Source organism: Pseudarthrobacter oxydans, assembly GCF_013314975.1.
GTDB classification, from domain to species: domain Bacteria; phylum Actinomycetota; class Actinomycetes; order Actinomycetales; family Micrococcaceae; genus Arthrobacter; species Arthrobacter oxydans.
Genome location: NZ_JABTYH010000020.1, coordinates 18,493 through 35,819 on the forward strand (window position 1 = coordinate 18,493; position 17,327 = coordinate 35,819).

Here is a 17,327-nt window from a genome sequence, read left to right on the forward strand (position 1 = left end):
CGGAGGTGAACCTCCGGTGTATCGCTAGAGGACGGCGATGGCGCGGTCCGTCGGGGCCACGGGAGCGGGCAGGATGGTGCTGCCCATCAGGTACTTGTCCACGGCTGCGGCGGCGGCGCGCCCCTCGGCGATCGCCCACACAATGAGCGACTGGCCGCGGCCGGCGTCACCGGCCACGAAGACGCCCTCGGTGTTGGTCATGTAGTAGCCGTCGCGGGACACGTTGCCGCGGCCGTCGAATTCGGCCTTGACCTGCTCGGTGATGCCGGCGGGTTCCGCTCCGGTGAAGCCCAGGGACAGGAACACCAGGTCCGCGGGAATGATCCGCTCCGTTCCGGCCTTGGGCAGGCGCTTGCCGTCAACGAATTCCGTCTCGGCTACCTTGACGCCCGTCAGCTTGCCGTCCTCGCCTACGAACTCCACGGTGGAGGCGAGGTACGTGCGCTCACCGCCTTCCTCGTGGGCGCTGGCAACCTCAAACAGCGTGGGGAACGTCGGCCACGGCTGGTGGCCGGCGCGCTCCGACGGCGGCTGCTTGCCGATCGCCAGGGTGGTGACCGAGGCTGCACCATGCCGGTGCGCGGTGCCGAGGCAGTCCGCGCCGGTGTCGCCGCCACCGAGGATCACCACGTGCTTGCCCTGGGCGTGGATCTGGTTTTCGATGGTCTCCCCCGCCACGGCGCGGTTAGCCGGAACCAGGTAGTCCATGGCGAAGTGGACGCCGTCCAGGTCGCGGCCCGGGATGGGCAGGTCCCTGGGGACGGTTGCGCCGGTGCAGACCACCACGGCGTCGTAACGCCGCCGCAGCTGCTCCCAGGTCACGTCGGTACCCACGGCGACGCCAGTCCGGAAGCGGGTGCCTTCCGCCTTCATCTGCTCGACGCGGCGGTCCACCTGCTCCTTTTCCATCTTGAAGTCGGGGATGCCGTAGCGGAGCAGGCCGCCGATCTTGTCGTCGCGCTCGTACACGGCCACGGTGTGGCCCACTCGGGTGAGCTGCTGCGCCACTGCCAGCCCTGCGGGGCCGGAGCCGACGACGGCTACCGTCTTGCCAGTCAGGCGTGCGGGAGGCAGGGGCTCCACCCAGCCGTTGTCCCAGGCCTCGTCAATGATGGAGACTTCCACCTGCTTGATGGTGACCGCAGGCTGGTTGATCCCCAGGACGCAGGAGGCTTCGCACGGTGCCGGGCAGAGACGGCCGGTGAACTCCGGGAAGTTGTTCGTGGCGTGGAGGCGCTCGATGGCTTCCTCGCCCTTGTCCCGCCACGTGAGGTCGTTCCACTCGGGAATCAGGTTGCCCAGCGGGCAGCCCTGGTGGCAGAACGGAACGCCGCAGTCCATGCAGCGGCCGGCCTGGGCCTTCAGGGTGCCCTTTTCCTGCGCCTCGTACACTTCCTTCCAGTCCATGATGCGGACGGGAACGGGACGGCGCGGCTGGGTTTCACGCTGGCGTACTTTCAAAAATCCGCGTGGATCAGCCACCGGTTACCTCCAGGATTCGGGACCACACTTCTTCGCCGTCGGGGTCCAGGCCCTCTTCGATGGCGTCGAGACGGGTCTGCAGTACGGCAGCGTAGTCGCGCGGCAGCACCTTGGTAATGCGGGCGGCGGTGTCATCGAAGTTTTCGAGGAGGCGCGCCGCCAGCTGGGAATCAGTTTCTTCAACGTGCTTGACCAGCAGGCCGTGCACAATGTCGCGGTCCTCGGCGTCCAGCTCGCGGAGCTGGAGTTCGCCGGACTGCAGGGCGTCCTTGTTGACGCGGGCAGCGTCCAGGTCAAGGACGTAGGCGGTTCCGCCGGACATGCCGGCGCCGAAGTTCCGTCCGGTGCGGCCGATGATCAGCGTCTGGCCGCCGGTCATGTACTCACAGCCATGGTCGCCGATGCCTTCGACGACGGCGGTGGCGCCTGAGTTGCGGACCAGGAAGCGTTCGCCCACCTGGCCGCGCAGGAACATCTCGCCGCTCGTGGCGCCGTAGCCGATCACGTTGCCGGCGATGACGTTGGTCTCCGCCTTGAACACGTTGGTGCGGTCCGGGCGGACGATGATGCGGCCGCCGGAGAGGCCCTTGCCCACGTAGTCATTGGAGTCGCCGAACAGCCGCAGGGTGATGCCCGCGGGCAGGAACGCGCCCAGGGACTGGCCGGCGGTGCCGCTCAGGGTGATATCGATGGTGTCCGTGGCCAGGACATCGGTGCCGAACGTCTTGGTGACGACGTGCCCCAGCATGGTGCCCACAGAACGGTCCGTGTTGATGACGTCCACGGCAATCTTGACCGGGCTGCGGTCCGTCAGTGCCTCGGTGGACATGGTGATGAGGCGCTGGTCGAAGTGCTTGTCCAGCTCGTGGTTCTGGCCGGTCATGTTCCGCAGCGGGGCGTCGTCGTCGAACTCCAGCCCGTGCAGGATCGGGTCCAGGTCCAGGCCGTCGGCCTTCCAGTGGTTGACGGCGTCCCGGGCGTCGAGGACCTCGGCGTGGCCGATTGCCTCCTCGAGGCTGCGGAAGCCGAGCTCGGCCAGGATTTCGCGGACTTCCTCGGCAAGGAACTCGAAGAAGTTGACCACGAATTCCGGCTTGCCGCTGAAGCGTGCGCGGAGTTCCGGGTTCTGCGTCGCCACGCCCACCGGGCAGGTGTCCAGGTGGCAGACGCGCATCATGATGCAGCCTTCCACCACCAGCGGGGCGGTGGCGAAGCCGAACTCCTCGCCGCCGAGCAGCGCGGCGATGACCACGTCACGGCCGGTCTTGAGCTGGCCGTCAACCTGCACCACCACACGGTCGCGCAGGCCGTTGAGCATCAGGGTCTGCTGGGTCTCGGCCAGGCCGAGCTCCCACGGAACACCTGCGTGCTTGAGCGAGTTCAGCGGCGAGGCGCCGGTTCCGCCGTCATGGCCGGAGACCAGTACGACGTCGGCCTTCGCCTTGGTCACACCGGCGGCAACCGTGCCGATGCCCACCTCGGAGACGAGCTTGACGTGCACCCGGGCCGAGGGGTTGGCGCGCTTGGCATCGTAGATGAGCTGCGCGAGGTCCTCGATGGAGTAGATGTCGTGGTGCGGGGGCGGGGAAATGAGCCCGACGCCGGGCGTCGAGTGCCGCGTCCGGGCCACCCACGGGTAGACCTTCTGCGCCATGAGCTGGCCGCCCTCGCCGGGCTTGGCGCCCTGGGCCATCTTGATCTGGATGTCGTCCGCGTTGGTCAGGTACAGGCTGGTGACGCCGAACCGGCCGGACGCGATCTGCTTGACGGCCGAGCGGCGCTTGGGGTCGAGCAGGCGGTCAACGTCCTCGCCGCCTTCACCGGTGTTGGACTTGCCGCCCAGCTGGTTCATGGCGATGGCCAGCGTCTCGTGGGCCTCCTGGGAGATGGAGCCGTAGCTCATGGCACCCGTGGAGAACCGCTTGACGATGCTGGAGACAGGCTCCACCTCCTCCAGCGGAACGGGCGGGCGCTCGTTCTTGAACTTGAGGAGGCCACGGAGGGTCATCAGGTTCTCGGACTGGTCGTCCACTCCCCTGGTGTACGCCTTGAAGATGTCGTAGCGGCGCTCACGCGTGGCGTGCTGCAGCCGGAACACCGTCTCCGGGTTGAACAGGTGGGGCTCGCCGTCACGGCGCCACTGGTACTCGCCGCCACCCAGCAGCGGGCGGTGGGGCTGCTCGATGCCGCCCTCGGGGTAGGCCATCTGGTGGCGCGCGGAAACCTCCGCGGCGATGACGTCCAGGCCCACGCCGCCAAGCTGCGAGTGGGTGCCGGCGAAGAATTCGTCCACCAGTTCCTGGCCCAGGCCGAGCGCCTCGAACGTCTGGGCGCCGGTGTAGGACGCCACCGTGGAGATGCCCATCTTGGACATGATCTTCAGGACGCCCTTGCCGAGGCCCTTGATCAGGTTGTACACGCCGTCCTGCGGGGTGACCCCGGTGACGTCGCCGGCGGCAATCAGCTGCTCCACCGATTCCATGGCCAGGTACGGGTTGACGGCGGAGGCGCCGTAGCCGATCAGGACGGCCACATGGTGTGTCTCGCGGACGTCGCCGGCTTCCACCACCAGGGCAGTCTTGGTGCGGTTGGCGCTGCGCAGCAGGTGGTGGTGCACGGCGCTGACCAGCAGCAGCGACGGGATGGGCGCCCACTGGGCGTTGGAGTCACGGTCGGAGAGCACCACGTACTGCACGCCGCGGTTGATGGCACCGGACACCTGCTCGCAGATCTCGGTGAGCCGTGCGCGGAGTGCGTTCTCGCCGCCCTCGGGGCGGTAAAGCCCGCGGACCTTCATGGCCACCTTGTCGCCGTCGGCGTTTTCAATGTTGGCGATCTTGGCGAGCTGGTCGTTGTTGATCACCGGGAACGGCAGCTGGACCTGCGGCTGGCGGACCTGCTTGGTGTCCAGGAGGTTGCCGTTGGGGCCGATGGCACAGGTCAGGGAGGTGACCAGTTCCTCGCGGATGGCGTCCAGCGGCGGGTTGGTCACCTGCGCGAAGGACTGCACGAAGTAGTCGAAGAGCAGGCGGGGGCGCTTGGACAGCACCGCCACGGGAGTGTCCGAGCCCATGGCGCCCAGCGGTTCAGCGCCGGTGCGTGCCATCGGGCCGAGCAGGATCTTCAGTTCCTCGGTGGTGTAGCCGAAGGTGCGCTGGCGGATGTTCACCGACGCGGCCGTGTGGACCACGTGCTCGCGCTCGGGGAGCTCGTTGAGGTCGATCAGGTTGTCCTTGACCCACTCCGCCCAGGGGTTGGCGGCGGCGACCTCGGCCTTGACCTCCTCATCGTCGATGACGCGGCCGGCTTCGGTGTCCACCAGGAACATCTTGCCCGGGGACACACGGCCCTTCTTGACCACCTTGGAGGCTTCGACGTCGATGACGCCCACCTCGGAGGCGAAGACGATCAGGCCGTCCTCGGTGATCCAGAAGCGTCCGGGACGCAGGCCGTTGCGGTCCAGCGTGGCGCCCACCAGGCTGCCGTCGGTGAAGGAGACGGCGGCGGGGCCGTCCCACGGTTCCATCAGCAGGGAGTGGTACTCGTAGAACGCGCGCCGGGCCGGATCCATGGTGGCGTGGTTTTCCCAGGCCTCGGGGATCATCATCATGATCGAGTGCGTGATGGGGCGGCCGGACAGCCACAGCAGCTCGGCCACCTCGTCGAAGGACGCGGAGTCCGAGGCGCCCGGGGTGCAGATGGGGTACAGCTCTTCCGGGGTGTCGCCCAGCAGCGGGTTGGCCAGCTGCGACTGGCGGGCACGCATCCAGTTCCGGTTGCCCTTGACCGTGTTGATTTCGCCGTTGTGCGCGATGGTGCGGAACGGCTGGGCCAGCGGCCAGGACGGGAAGGTGTTGGTGGAGAAGCGTGAGTGGACGATTGCCAGCTTGGTCTTGAAGCGCTTGTCCGAGAGGTCCGGGTAGAACGGCTCCAGCTGGGCGGTGGTGAGCATGCCCTTGTAGACAATGGTGCGCGAGGACAGCGACGGGAAGTAGACGCCGAACTTGTTCTGGGCCCGCTTGCGGATCCGCCAAGCGCGCGAATCCAGCTCATTGCGGTCCAGTTCCTCGCCGGTGGCGGATGCCAGGAAGGGCTGGGAGAAGTAGGGCATGCAGGCGCGTGCCATGGCACCGACCAGGTCTGCGACGATGGGCACTTCGCGCCAGCCGAGGACCGTCAGGCCCTCGTCGGCTGCCAGGCCCTCGATGCCGGCCTTCGCGGCGTCGGCCTCGCGCTGTTCGGCGGGGAGGAAGGCGGTGCCGGCCACGTACTGGCCGGGAGCGGGAAGTTCGAACTCCGTGACCGCGCGGAAGAATTCGTCCGGGATCTGCATGAGGAGGCCCGCGCCGTCACCGGTGCCCTCGTCCGCGCCCACGGCACCGCGGTGCTCAAGGTTGCGCAGGGCGGTGAGGGCGGCGTCCACAATGTCATAGCCGGGCTCGCCGCGGAGGGTGGCGATGATCGCAAGACCGCAGGCGTCCTTCTCCTGCTCCGGGTTGTAGAGCCCGGCCGCCTCCGGCAGGGCTGCGAAGCGCTTGAACGGCGACATGGCAGTCTCAGGCTGGTCCGGTTCTGACCAGCTGGGAGTGTGAAGAGTTTGGGTCATGGGAGACGTCCTTCCTCCTGATCGTGCGTATGGAAGGGACACCGTTGGCCCCACTCGTCGGCGCCGCTCTGATGGGCACAACAAAGTGTTATTTACTGGAAATTGTAGGTCAGCATGGCCTGCTGAACTAACAGTTACGCAGGCCCCTGCCCCGGGCAACACCGGACAGCAGCTCTATGCTGTCCAGGGTGGCCCCGCTGCCACGACGCTGTGGTGATTGGGCGCTTCGAGCGGTGGCTCTGCTGCCCTGCCTGGCCCGCGCGCTACTTGGTAGCGCCGGCTTCCGGCGCGGTTCCTGTGGCAGTGCTGCCGGACTTTCCGGCGGCCGTTGCATCCGGTCCGGGCGTTGGGCCCGCCGGTGCAGCCGCGGCCTCTTCCGTTGGCACGGAAGCACGCCGGGAACCGTTTTGGTTATCAGGGAGATTATCACGCGATTCACTATCTGAGACAACAGTGTCCGGATCACGGACCTCGTCGCCGGCCGCTGCTGCGGCCTTCGGACCGTCAGACTTCTCCGGCTCACGGCCCGGCAAGTACACGGTGTCCCGCCCGGTGCGCTTTTTCCTTCCCAGCAGGATGAAGGCCGCCAGGGCTGCCAGGAAAACGAAGATGCTGGTCCAGACGTTCAGGCGGGTGGTGATGCCGAACAGTTCGATCTGCTCGGCGTCATCTATCCGCATCGCCTCGATCCAGACCCGGCCCAGTGTGTAGTACATGGCGTAGAGCCAGAAGAGCCTGCTGCGGCGAAAGTTGAACTTCCGGTCCAGTGCGAGCAGGAGGACGACGCCGGCCAGGTTCCACAGCGATTCGTACAGGAACGTGGGGTGGAACAGCGTGTCCGCCGGAGTTCCGGCCGGAAAGTTGGGGTTGTCGGCGTCGATCTGCAGGGCCCACGGCAGGGTGGTGGGGCCGCCGAAGAGTTCCTGGTTGAAGTAGTTGCCCCAGCGGCCGATGGCCTGGGCCAGCAGCAGTCCGGGGGCGGCGGCGTCCAGGAAGGCGCTGAGCTTGACGCCGCTGCGCCGGCAGCCGATCCAGGCACCCACGACACCCAGCACAACGGCGCCCCAGATGCCGAGTCCGCCGCGCTGGATCTGCGGGATGAGGGACAGGTCGCCGGTGCCGTCGAATCCGGGACCGAAGTAGGCGTCGGGTGAGGACACCACGTGGTAGAGGCGGCCGCCGATGATGCCGAAGGGGATGGCCCAGACCACGATGTCCCAGACGCTGCCTTCAGGTGCGCCCCGGCGGGCCCAGCGCACGGAGGTCAGCCAGAGGCCCGCCACGATGCCCGCCAGGATGCACAGCGCGTAGGCGTGGATGCGCAGCGTTCCCCAGGGAAGGGGAATATCGAACCCGGACCAGTCCGGGCTCGGAATGCTGGCCGGCACCAGGGCGGCTGCCTGAAGGAGGGTCTGCATGGGTTTAGGCTTCTTCCTCTGTCAGTCCGGTGCGGCTCAGTCCGGTGCTGAGGTCCTTGGTGAGGGCAGCGACGGCGTCCACACCGCCGTCGCGGATTGCTGCCACCAGGGCGGTGCCCACGATGACCCCTTCGGCGTAGGCGGCGATCTCGCGGACCTGTCCGGCGTTGGAGACGCCAAGGCCCACGCACACCCGCTCGGCGCCGGCGGCGTGTGCTGCGGCCACCACGTCCTTGGCCGCGGTGCTGACGGAGGTCCGGGCGCCGGTGACGCCCATGATGGACACGGCGTAGACGAAGCCCCGGCTGGCGTCCACCGTCCGCTGCATGCGCTCCGTGGTGGAGGACGGCGCAACCAGGAACACGCGGTCCAGGCCATACTTGTCGGAGGCTTCCATCCATTCGGCAGCCTCATCCGGAATGAGGTCAGGGGTGATGAGCCCTGCTCCCCCGGCCTCGGCCAGGCGGCGGGAAAACTCGTCCACGCCCATCCGGACCACAGGGTTCCAGTAGGTCATAACCAGGACGGCGGCATCGGTCCTGCTGGTGATGCCCTGCACGACGTCGAACACCTGGCTGACGGAGAAACCCTTGGCCAGCGCCTCGGTGGTGGCGGCCTGGATAACCTGGCCGTCCATCACGGGGTCGGAGTAGGGAATGCCGATCTCGATGAGGTCGGCACCGTTCTCAGCCAGGGCGATGCCGGCGGCGATGGTCTCCTCGACGCTGGGGTAGCCGGCGGGAAGGTAGCCGATGAGGGCTGCGCGGCCCTCGGCACGGGCCTTGTCAATGGCGGCCGCTGACTTGCTGGTGGTCTGTGCAGTGGTCACAGCTGTTCCCCCTCTTTGCCGATTTCCGACTCGGCGGAATCCTTGTCCAACAGGTTGAACCACTCGGCTGCGGTGGCCACATCCTTGTCCCCGCGGCCCGAAAGGTTCACAATGACGATCTTGTCCTGCGCCGTGCCGCCGCTGGCCGCGGCTTCGGCGGCGAGGCGCCGGCCCACCTTGATGGCCCCCGCCAGGGCATGGGAGGACTCGATGGCGGGAATGATGCCTTCCGTGCGGCACAGCAGCCGGAAGGACTCCATGGCCTCGCTGTCCGTGATGGGCTCGTAGCTCACCCGACCGATGTCCGCCAGGTAGGAGTGCTCGGGGCCCACACCGGGGTAGTCGAGGCCTGCGGAAATCGAGTGCGACTCGATGGTCTGGCCGTCGTCGTCCTGCATGAGGTAGGAACGGGCGCCGTGCAGCACGCCGGGCTTGCCCAGCGTGATGGTGGCCGCGTGGCGTCCGGTGTCCACGCCGTCACCGCCGGCTTCGAAGCCGTAGATCTTCACGGACGGATCGTCAAGGAAGCCGTGGAAGATACCGATGGCGTTGGAGCCGCCGCCGATGCACGCGCAGACAGCGTCGGGGAGCCGGCCTTCCTGCTCGAGGATCTGGGCGCGGGCTTCCTCGCCGATGACTTCGTGGAAGTACCGGACCATGGCCGGGAACGGGTGGGCCCCGGCTGCGGTGCCCAGGAGGTAGTGGGTGTTGTCCACGTTGGCCACCCAGTCGCGCAGGGCGTCGTTGATGGCGTCCTTGAGGGTCTGCGATCCGCTGGTCACGGGGATCACGGTGGCGCCAAGGAGTTCCATGCGGGCAACGTTCAGCGCCTGGCGGCGGCAGTCCTCGGCACCCATGTACACCACGCATTCGAGCCCCATGAGGGCAGCGGCGGTGGCGCTGGCCACGCCGTGCTGGCCTGCGCCGGTCTCGGCGATGACGCGGGTCTTGCCCATCCTCTTGGCGAGCAGCGCCTGGCCGAGGACGTTGTTGATCTTGTGCGATCCGGTGTGGTTGAGGTCCTCGCGCTTGAGGAAGATGCGCACGCCCCCGGCATGCTGGGAGAAGCGCTTGGCTTCGGTCAGGAGCGACGGCCGGCCGGAGTAGTTCTTGTTCAGGTCGGCGATCTGGGCCCGGAATTCGGGATCTTCCTTGGCCTTGTTGAAGGTTTCCTCGAGTTCGTCCAGCGCGGCGATCAGGGATTCCGGCATCCACCGTCCGCCGTAGCTTCCGAAATAGGGTCCCGGGGCGTGCTTGAGGGAGCCTCCCTGCAGGAATGCTTCGGCGGCATTGTTGTCAGTATCGTTGTCGGCGTTGCCGGAGGGTGCTTCAGCCATCAGTCCCGTCCTCTTCCAGTTGGATGTTTCTCAAAGTGTGGTTCCTGCGGGCCGGCCGGGCAGGACCGGCCGGCGGGGCACAGCCCCGCCTTCTGCTCCTGCACCTTTGTGTGCGTCAGCCGCGGGCGGCAATGGCGGCGGCGCCTGCCGCCTTGAACTCGGCGATCCGCTCCTGCGGTGTCGAGTGGCTCACCAGGGCCTCGCCGACGAGGACGGCGTTGGCGCCGCTGGCGGCGTAGTGCGTGACGTCGTCGGCGTCCCGTACGCCGGACTCGGCAACCACCACTGCCCCGGCCGGGATCTGCCCTGCCAGCGAGGCGAAAACGGAACGGTCGACGTCGAGCGTCTTCAGGTTCCGTACGTTGACGCCGATGATGCGCGCCTGCGCGGCAACGGCCCGCTCGATCTCCTCTTCGGTGTGCGTTTCCACCAGCACGTTCATGCCAAGTTCGCGGCTGAGGGCGCTGAACTCGGCGAGCTGGGCGTCGGAGAGCGCGGCAACGATGAGGAGGATCAGGTCCGCGCCGTGGGCGCGGGCTTCCCAGATCTGGTACTCGTCAAGCGTGAAGTCCTTCCGCAGGAGCGGAACGTCGACGGCGGCCCGCACGGCGTCGAGGTCCGCGAGGGACCCGCTGAAGCGGCGCTGCTCGGTGAGGACACTGATGACGGAGGCACCGCCGTCGGCATACTGCCTGGCGAGGGACGCGGGGTCCCCGATAGCGGCGAGGTCCCCCTTGGAGGGGCTGCGGCGTTTGATTTCCGCGATGACTTTGAGCTCAGCCCGGGAGGGCGAAGGGCCGCCGAGCGCTGCCCAGGCGTCGCGGGCAGGTGCCGCGGCCTGCGCCAGGTCCTTCAGTTCAGCCAGTGAAACAAGCTGTTTCCGGGCCTCCATATCCTCCCTGACACCGGCGTTGATGTCATCGAGAACAGTGGACATCAGTGGCCGGAGTTCTTCAGCTTGCTGCCTTCAACGCCGTAGCCTGCCTTGCGCATGATGTAGCCCAGGATCAGGCCGAGCACCATGACGCCGCCGCCGGCAATGAAGATGGGGGTGTTGGCAATGACGAACGCGATTGACATGATCAGGGCGCCGACCAGCATCACGATGACGCAGGTCCAGGCTGCGGGGCTGTTGCCGTGGCCAAGTTCCTGGCTGTGGTCGATGACGCCCGGGGCTACCGTGCGGGTGCCGGACTTGGAAACGGACGCAGGTGCTTTGCTCATGGAAATCTCCTCAGGGTGAATACTGCTTACATTCTGCCATTTTTTGGCCCGCAACCGTTTATCGGGCGGCGCGCTGCCGGTGCCCGGTGTCCGCGCGGGGCGCGTCAGGTGGGATCGTCGCCGCGGGAGAGCCGGTCCCAGCTGTCGATCTCGTCGACGGGACCCGCGGCCGCGGGGCTGCCCGCCGCCGGTGCGTCATATTTCGTCCGGGCTTTCCAGTGCCGTCCAGCGGGGACGATCACCAGGGCAGCCAGTGCCAGCAGGCATCCGGCCACGACGGCGAGGACCGGGAATGCTGTGACAGCCACCTGGGCCTGGCTTCCGGTGACGCCGGTCGCTTCCGCTATGGATCCCTGGGCGGCCGCCAGCGGGCTGGCGAGGACCGTCGCGGCTGCTGCGACAATTCCGGCGGCGGCCAGGACGATGATGGCGGTGATGATCCACCGGGCAATCCGGCCGGCAATGGCGGCTGCCAGGCCCCCGGCGAGGGCCACCAGAGCCAGGGCCGTGACGGCGGTGGCCGCCTTGCTGCCCTGCACCGGGAGCGGTTCCTGCGCGGCGCCGCCCTGGCCAAGCTGGTTGGGATCGAGGGTCACACTGATCCAGGTCTGGGTGGTGGTGCCGAAGACCGCCAGCGCCAGCACGGCAATGAGCAGCACCAGCGTGGACTTACGGGCCCAGGCCGGCGCCGCGGGACCCTTGGCCGCAGCTGCCGCCTGCCCTGCGCCTGCCTGTCCCGATACGGGTTCCCGTGCTGATGAGGGTTCCTGTGAGCCTTCCGGACGGGGCATCAGGAGTCCGACCCGCCGGGAAGCGAGTCCGCGGAGATGTTCTGCAAGGTGCCCGCGGTGTGGACGGCGCGGAGGGGCGCCGCGGCCTTGTTGACGGTTTCCAGGGCCTCGGTGTCGTTGACCGAATCAGCCACGATGCCGCCCCCGGCCTGGACGTAGGCGCGCCCGTCCCGGATCAGAGCGGAGCGGATGGCGATGGCCATGTCCATGTCGCCGGCGAAATCCAGGTAGCCCACCACTCCGCCGTAGATGCCCCTGCGGTGCGGTTCGAGTTCATCCAGGAGCCGCAGCGCACGTGGTTTGGGGGCGCCGGACAGTGTGCCCGCCGGAAAGGTTGCCTTCAGCACGTCGTAGGCCTTGGCCTGGGGCGACAGCTGTCCCACCACGGTGGAGACCAAGTGCATGATGTGGCTGAAGCGCTCCACCTCCATGAACTGGGTAACGTCCACCGTCCCCGCCACGCAGACCTTGGACAGGTCGTTCCGTGAGAGGTCCACCAGCATCAGGTGTTCAGCGCGTTCCTTCTGGTCCGCCAGGAGTTCCTCGGCGAGTGCCTTGTCCGCCTCCACCGTCCGGCCCCGCGGCCGGGACCCGGCAATTGGGTGGGTGATGACTTCCTCACCGGTCACCGTCACCAGCGCCTCGGGCGAGGAGCCAACAATGGAGTACTCCCGGCCGTCAGCGTCCTCGAGGCTGAAGATGTACATGTAGGGGCTGGGGTTGGTGTTCCGCAGGACCCGGTAGACGTCCAGGGCCGATGCCTGGCACTCCATTTCGAAGCGGCGGGAGATGACGACCTGGAACACCTCGCCGTCCACGATGGCCTCCTTGCCGCGGTCCAGGGCAGCCAGGTACTCGGCCTCGTCCCAGCGTTCCTGGACGCTGGAGGCAAAGTCCAGTGCCGCGGGAGCCAGGACCGAGACGGGCTGCGCCACGGGGGTGCTGACCTTGGCGAGCAGCGCTTTGACCCGGGCCACAGCGTCGTGCCAGGCCTCATCCACCCGCTCGGAGCTGTCATCGAAGTTGATGGCGTTGGCGATAAGCAGCACGGTGCCGTCCACATTGTCGTGGACGGCCATGTCCGTGACCAGGTTCAACGCCATTTCGGGGAGCTGCAGGTCGTCCTCGGGCGGGCTGACCAGGCGTTCCCAGTGCCGGACCGTTTCCCAGCCCAGGAATCCCACCAGGCCGGAGGTGAAGGGCGGCAGTCCGTCGAACCTGTCGGTGCGGAGGGCTTCAATGGTGTCGCGGATGGCGTCCACCGGGCTGCCGTCCACGGGGACCCCGGCGGGAGGCTGGCCCAGCCAGTGCGCGTTCCCGTCCTTGGTGGTCAGCGTGGCCCTGGACCTCGCGCCGATAAAGGAGTAGCGGGACCACGCCCCGCCTACTGCCGCGGATTCCATCAGGAAGGTGCCGGGCTGGCCGTTGGCGAGCTTCCGGTAGAGGCCGATGGGGGTCTCGGCGTCCGCGAGCACCTTGAGCCGGACAGGGATGACGCGGCTGTGCCCGGCCAGCTCCCGGAATTCCTCGAGGCCCGGGCTGATGATTCCAAGGTCCTGCATGGCTATGCTGTTCCGCCTGTTCTCGTTGGTCCGTCTGCGCCGGCGCCTGTAGGTGTGCTTGCGGGGGCAGCCGGCCCTCCCCCGAGGGTCCGCAGCGGGCTGCGGTTCCTGAGTTGTTCAGCCTGCCTGGCCGGTGGTGACAGCCAGGTCCCGGCCGTCGAAGCAGGTCCGGGTGCCCGTGTGGCACGCTGCGCCCACCTGGTCCACCCGCACCAGCAACGCGTCGCCGTCGCAGTCCATCGCCACGGACTTGACCCACTGCACGTGCCCGGAAGTGTCCCCCTTGCGCCAGTACTCCTGGCGGGAACGCGAGTAGAAGGTCACCCGCCCGGTGGTCATGGTGCGATGCAGCGCTTCGTCGTCCATCCAGCCCAGCATGAGGACCTCGTTGGTGTCGTACTGCTGCACCACGGCGGCTACGAGGCCGGCACTGTCGCGCTTGAGCGCGGCGGCCAGTTCGCCGGGAAGCGGGCTTGGGTTTGCTGCGGCGGCCGGGCCGGGCGCGGCAGCCACGGGCACGGCAGAGCCGGGGTTCGGGACGGGGGCGGGGTACTCAGACATCAGGTCAAGTCTAGTGCCTGCGCCGCGGCCCCGGATGTGTGTGAACAACGGCACGCCAGCAGGGGCAGCCGCGCTGCCCAACTCCACGCCTGTCATGCTAGTTTCACAAGTGATGCATTTCGTCGAACCGTCCCGAGAAGTCCTGGCCGAGACCCTGCTTGCGGCCGGTCCTGATGCGCCCACGCTGTGCAAGGGCTGGCGCACCAGGGACCTTGCCGCGCACCTGTACCTGCGCGAACGCAAGGCAGCCGTAGGGCTGGGCCTGATCATCAAACGGCTGGCCAAAGCCTCGGACCAGGCGACTGCCAGGCTCGCTGCGAAGCTGACCACTGCGGAAGCGTACGCAAAGCTGGTCAACACGTTCCGCGCAGGACCGCCTGCGCTGTCCCCGATGAACATCAAGGCCCTCGACGAGAGCTCCAACCTCATCGAATACTTCGTGCACACGGAGGACATCCGCCGCGCCGTTGACCGGTGGGCGCCGCGGGCACTCGACGAGGCGTACTCGGAGGCGCTCTGGGACGAACTCGTCAAGCGCGCCGCGATCCTTTACCGCGGCGTTGACCTGGGAATCGTCCTGGTTCGCCCGTCCGGGCCCCGCCACGTCGCCAAGCGCGCACCTGTTTCGGTGGCCATCGTGGGCGAGCCGGGCGAGCTGCTGATGCACGCCCACGGCCGCACCCGCCACGCCCTGGTGACCTTCGAAGGCCAGCCCGACGCCGTCGCCCTCCTCCAGTCAGCCGAAGTAGGCCTTTAACCCCCAACTAAGTAGCGCTAAGTGTCGTTATGAGCCCTCAAGACGACACTTAGCGCTACTTAGTTGGGTTGGGACACGCTTTAGCGGACTTCGAAGCCTGCGTTCCGGATGGCGTCCTTGACCTGGGACATCATGTTGTCCGGTCCCCAGTGGAAGATCGATGCTGCCAGCACGGCGTCTGCACCCGCGGCGACGGCCGGGGGGAAGTGGGCAGGCTCCCCTGCTCCGCCGGAGGCAATGATGGGCACCTTGACCGCAGCCCGGACCAGCCTGATGAGCTCCAGGTCGAAGCCGTCCTTGGTGCCGTCGGCGTCAATGGAGTTGAGCAGGATCTCGCCCACGCCGCGGTCCGCGGCTTCCCGGGCCCAGGCAATCGCGTCGATCCCGGTACCGGTCCGTCCGCCGTGGGTGGTCACTTCGAATCCCGACGGCCTGGGCTGGGAACCGGGGCGGGTGCGGCGGGCATCGAGGGACAGGACAAGCACCTGGGAACCGAAGTGCCGGGTGATCTCATCGATGACATCGGGCCGGGCGACGGCTGCGGTGTTGATGGACGCCTTGTCCGCGCCGTACCTCAGCAGCTTGTCCACCTCGGCAACACCGCGGACGCCGCCGCCCACCGTGAGCGGAATGAAGACTTCCTCCGCGGTGCGGCGGACCACGTCAAAGGTGGTCTCCCGGTTGCCCGAGGACGCCGTGACGTCCAGGAAGGTCAGCTCGTCCGCGCCGGCGTTGTCGTAGCGGTGCGCCAGCTCCACGGGATCGCCGGCATCCCGCAGGCCTTCGAAGTTAACGCCTTTGACGACGCGCCCGGCGTCCACGTCGAGGCAGGGAATGACGCGTACTGCTACTGCCATGGGAGCTCCTGGAAATTCTGTCTTTTTTGCGCTCGGTTGTTAGAGCGCGGGTCGGTACTGCGGGGGCCGGCTCAGATGCGGCAGGCGTGGATGCTGCTGACCAGGATGGCGCGTGCGCCGAGGTCGTACAGCTCGTCCATGATCCGGTTGGTTTCCTTCTTTGGGACCATGGAGCGGACGGCCACCCAGTCGGAATCCCGCAGCGGGGAGACGGTGGGCGATTCCAGGCCGGGGGTCAGCGCAGCGGCGCTTTCCACCAGTTCCTTGCGGATGTCGTAGTCCATCAGTACATACTGGCGCGCCACCAGGACGCCCTGGAGGCGGCGGATCAGGACCTCGATCTCCTTGGCGGTGCCGTTCGCGGCGCCGCCTTCGCCGGTGCGGCGGATCAGCACGGCCTCGGACTTCAGGATGGGATCGCCGAAGATCTCCATTCCGGCGGCTTTGAGGGTGTTGCCGGTTTCGACGACGTCGGCGATGGCGTCTGCCACGCCCAGCCTGACCGATGATTCAACGGCGCCGTCAAGGCGGACTACCTTGGCGTTGATGCCCTTCCCGGCGAGGTAGCCGCGGAGCAGGCCGTCGTAGCTGGTGGCCAGCCGCTTGCCCTCAAGCTGCTCCACCTTGGCGAAGTCCCCGACGGGACCTGCAAAACGGAATGTGGACGCCGCGAAGCCCAGCGGAAGGAGCTCTTCCGCCTCCACTTCGGCATCCAGGAGAAGGTCGCGTCCGGTGATGCCGACGTCGAGCGTCCCCTGGCCGACGTACACCGCGATGTCCCGCGGGCGGAGGAAGAAGAACTCGATGTCGTTGTCCGGGTCCACCATAACGAGTTCACGGGTGTCCCGCCGCTGGCGGTAGCCCGCCTCGGAGAGCATGGCAGAGGCGGCTTCGGACAGGGAGCCCTTGTTGGGGACGGCTACTCGCAGCATTGGGGGTCTTTCTGGTGTGGGGAGGTCTAGGTGTTCAGGCAATGCAGGCCACGGCGGGCACCGGCGGCGTGGAGCGCGCCGGACCGGTGGCTACAGATGCTTGTAGACGTCTTCCAGGGTCAGGCCTTTGGCGAGCATCAGAACCTGCAGGTGGTACAGCAGCTGGGAAATTTCCTCTGCCGCGGCTTCATCGGATTCATATTCGGCAGCCATCCATACTTCGGCTGCTTCCTCAACGACTTTCTTGCCGATGCCGTGCACACCGGAGTCCAATTCAGCGACGGTGCGGGAGCCTTCCGGGCGGGTGGCTGCCTTCTCGCTGAGCTCAGCGAACAGCGTCTCGAAATTCTTCACGCCCTCCAGCCTACTTGCTGCAGCCCACAGGGCGCTTCCCGGGCCGTTGCATGACGGGCGCGATGTGAGCGAATACACAAGCGCGCCCGTCCTGCGGGCTCCGTTACTTGCCGTACTGCTTGAGCACGACGGCGGTGGCCAGCGCCGCGGTGACGGCCTCGTGGCCTTTGTCTTCCTTGGAGCCGGGAAGGCCGGCACGGTCCAGGCCCTGCTGTTCGGTGTCGCAGGTCAGGACGCCGAAGCCCACCGGGACGCCGGTGCGCACGCTGACGTCGGTGAGTCCCGACGTCGCTGCCTGGCACACGTAGTCAAAGTGCGGGGTTCCGCCGCGGATGACGACGCCGAGGGCCACGACGGCGTCGAAGTGCGGTGCGAGCCGGGCGGCGGCAACCGGCAGCTCAAAGCTTCCCGGTACGCGCAGGACGGTGGGCTCGGCGATGCCGGCGTCCTTCGCTGCCCGGAGCGCTCCGTCCAGCAGCCCGTCCATGATCTGGGTGTGCCAGCTGGCCGCCACAATCGCCAGCCGCAGCTGGGACGTTTCTGCGGGGTTGAGGGTGCTGAGGTCGATATCGGGGGCGCCGTGTCCGCTCATGGGTCAGTCTCTTCCGTTCAGTGGT

15 protein-coding genes are annotated in these 17,327 nt (G+C 67.5%); 1 reads left to right on the forward strand and 14 read right to left on the reverse strand.

What is annotated here, in order from left to right; translation table 11 throughout:
* Window positions 1-24: 24 nt before the first annotated feature.
* The 10 genes from HTS88_RS13605 to hisI all read right to left on the reverse strand — a co-directional run bounded on the left by HTS88_RS13605 (window position 25) and on the right by hisI (window position 13,810).
* Entirely contained in the window at window positions 25-1,482 is a 1,458-nt protein-coding gene (locus HTS88_RS13605) for a glutamate synthase subunit beta (RefSeq protein WP_174179226.1), read from the reverse strand.
* Window positions 1,475-6,088, reverse strand: a complete 4,614-nt coding sequence (gene gltB / locus HTS88_RS13610) for a glutamate synthase large subunit (protein WP_174179228.1) — start codon at window positions 6,086-6,088, stop codon at window positions 1,475-1,477. The genes HTS88_RS13605 and gltB overlap by 8 nt, the downstream gene beginning before the upstream one ends.
* A gap of 263 nt (window positions 6,089-6,351) precedes the next feature.
* Window positions 6,352-7,506, reverse strand: coding sequence for a prolipoprotein diacylglyceryl transferase (gene lgt, locus HTS88_RS13615; RefSeq protein WP_174179230.1), 1,155 nt, complete (start codon window positions 7,504-7,506; stop codon window positions 6,352-6,354).
* 4 nt (window positions 7,507-7,510) lie between these two features.
* A complete protein-coding gene (trpA, locus tag HTS88_RS13620) occupies window positions 7,511-8,335 on the reverse strand; it encodes a tryptophan synthase subunit alpha (RefSeq protein WP_174179232.1) in 825 nt (274 codons plus the stop codon).
* Window positions 8,332-9,672, reverse strand: coding sequence for a tryptophan synthase subunit beta (trpB, locus tag HTS88_RS13625; RefSeq protein ID WP_174179234.1), 1,341 nt, complete (start codon window positions 9,670-9,672; stop codon window positions 8,332-8,334). The genes trpA and trpB overlap by 4 nt, the downstream gene beginning before the upstream one ends.
* Before the next feature lie 115 nt (window positions 9,673-9,787).
* Window positions 9,788-10,609, reverse strand: coding sequence for an indole-3-glycerol phosphate synthase TrpC (gene trpC, locus HTS88_RS13630; protein ID WP_174179244.1), 822 nt, complete (start codon window positions 10,607-10,609; stop codon window positions 9,788-9,790).
* Complete coding sequence (locus HTS88_RS13635; protein ID WP_104187722.1) at window positions 10,609-10,896, reverse strand: HGxxPAAW family protein; 288 nt, start codon at window positions 10,894-10,896, stop codon at window positions 10,609-10,611. The genes trpC and HTS88_RS13635 overlap by 1 nt, the downstream gene beginning before the upstream one ends.
* 104 nt (window positions 10,897-11,000) lie before the next feature.
* Window positions 11,001-11,687, reverse strand: coding sequence for a Trp biosynthesis-associated membrane protein (locus tag HTS88_RS13640; RefSeq protein ID WP_174179246.1), 687 nt, complete (start codon window positions 11,685-11,687; stop codon window positions 11,001-11,003).
* Window positions 11,687-13,249: an anthranilate synthase component I gene (locus HTS88_RS13645; protein ID WP_174179248.1), complete on the reverse strand. Its 1,563-nt coding sequence runs from the start codon at window positions 13,247-13,249 to the stop codon at window positions 11,687-11,689. The genes HTS88_RS13640 and HTS88_RS13645 overlap by 1 nt, the downstream gene beginning before the upstream one ends.
* 117 nt (window positions 13,250-13,366) lie before the next feature.
* Entirely contained in the window at window positions 13,367-13,810 is a 444-nt protein-coding gene (gene hisI, locus HTS88_RS13650; protein WP_174179250.1) for a phosphoribosyl-AMP cyclohydrolase, read from the reverse strand.
* 112 nt (window positions 13,811-13,922) lie between these two features.
* Here hisI and HTS88_RS13655 point away from each other — a divergent pair, with 112 nt between their 5' ends.
* Entirely contained in the window at window positions 13,923-14,567 is a 645-nt protein-coding gene (locus HTS88_RS13655; protein WP_066280589.1) for a TIGR03085 family metal-binding protein, read from the forward strand.
* 80 nt (window positions 14,568-14,647) lie between these two features.
* On the opposite strand, the gene hisF is transcribed toward HTS88_RS13655, so the two are convergent.
* The 4 genes from hisF to ribH all read right to left on the reverse strand — a co-directional run bounded on the left by hisF (window position 14,648) and on the right by ribH (window position 17,302).
* The gene (hisF, locus tag HTS88_RS13660) at window positions 14,648-15,424 is read right to left on the reverse strand and encodes an imidazole glycerol phosphate synthase subunit HisF (protein WP_174179252.1); all 777 of its coding nucleotides are present in this window, start codon (window positions 15,422-15,424) and stop codon (window positions 14,648-14,650) included.
* A 71-nt stretch (window positions 15,425-15,495) separates the two neighbouring features.
* Window positions 15,496-16,356 carry an ATP phosphoribosyltransferase gene (hisG, locus tag HTS88_RS13665; protein ID WP_174179254.1) on the reverse strand — a complete coding sequence of 287 codons (861 nt, stop codon included), beginning with the start codon at window positions 16,354-16,356 and terminating at the stop codon, window positions 15,496-15,498.
* Between the two features lie 90 nt (window positions 16,357-16,446).
* Complete coding sequence (locus HTS88_RS13670) at window positions 16,447-16,710, reverse strand: phosphoribosyl-ATP diphosphatase (RefSeq protein WP_015936881.1); 264 nt, start codon at window positions 16,708-16,710, stop codon at window positions 16,447-16,449.
* A gap of 103 nt (window positions 16,711-16,813) precedes the next feature.
* Window positions 16,814-17,302: a 6,7-dimethyl-8-ribityllumazine synthase gene (gene ribH, locus HTS88_RS13675; protein WP_104187712.1), complete on the reverse strand. Its 489-nt coding sequence runs from the start codon at window positions 17,300-17,302 to the stop codon at window positions 16,814-16,816.
* Window positions 17,303-17,327: the final 25 nt, after the last annotated feature.

What these genes read in the sequence shown, in the direction of transcription:
- trpB (WP_174179234.1), bottom strand. Translation starts at nt 9,672, where the DNA reads ATGGCTGAAGCACCCTCCGGCAACGCCGACAACGATACTGACAACAAT.
- hisI (WP_174179250.1), bottom strand. Translation starts at nt 13,810, where the DNA reads ATGTCTGAGTACCCCGCCCCCGTCCCGAACCCCGGCTCTGCCGTGCCC.
- lgt (WP_174179230.1), bottom strand. Translation starts at nt 7,506, where the DNA reads ATGCAGACCCTCCTTCAGGCAGCCGCCCTGGTGCCGGCCAGCATTCCG.
- trpC (WP_174179244.1), bottom strand. Translation starts at nt 10,609, where the DNA reads ATGTCCACTGTTCTCGATGACATCAACGCCGGTGTCAGGGAGGATATG.
- hisF (WP_174179252.1), bottom strand. Translation starts at nt 15,424, where the DNA reads ATGGCAGTAGCAGTACGCGTCATTCCCTGCCTCGACGTGGACGCCGGG.
- HTS88_RS13635 (WP_104187722.1), bottom strand. Translation starts at nt 10,896, where the DNA reads ATGAGCAAAGCACCTGCGTCCGTTTCCAAGTCCGGCACCCGCACGGTA.
- HTS88_RS13640 (WP_174179246.1), bottom strand. Translation starts at nt 11,687, where the DNA reads ATGCCCCGTCCGGAAGGCTCACAGGAACCCTCATCAGCACGGGAACCC.
- hisG (WP_174179254.1), bottom strand. Translation starts at nt 16,356, where the DNA reads ATGCTGCGAGTAGCCGTCCCCAACAAGGGCTCCCTGTCCGAAGCCGCC.
- HTS88_RS13655 (WP_066280589.1), top strand. Translation starts at nt 13,923, where the DNA reads ATGCATTTCGTCGAACCGTCCCGAGAAGTCCTGGCCGAGACCCTGCTT.
- ribH (WP_104187712.1), bottom strand. Translation starts at nt 17,302, where the DNA reads ATGAGCGGACACGGCGCCCCCGATATCGACCTCAGCACCCTCAACCCC.
- gltB (WP_174179228.1), bottom strand. Translation starts at nt 6,088, where the DNA reads ATGACCCAAACTCTTCACACTCCCAGCTGGTCAGAACCGGACCAGCCT.
- HTS88_RS13645 (WP_174179248.1), bottom strand. Translation starts at nt 13,249, where the DNA reads ATGCAGGACCTTGGAATCATCAGCCCGGGCCTCGAGGAATTCCGGGAG.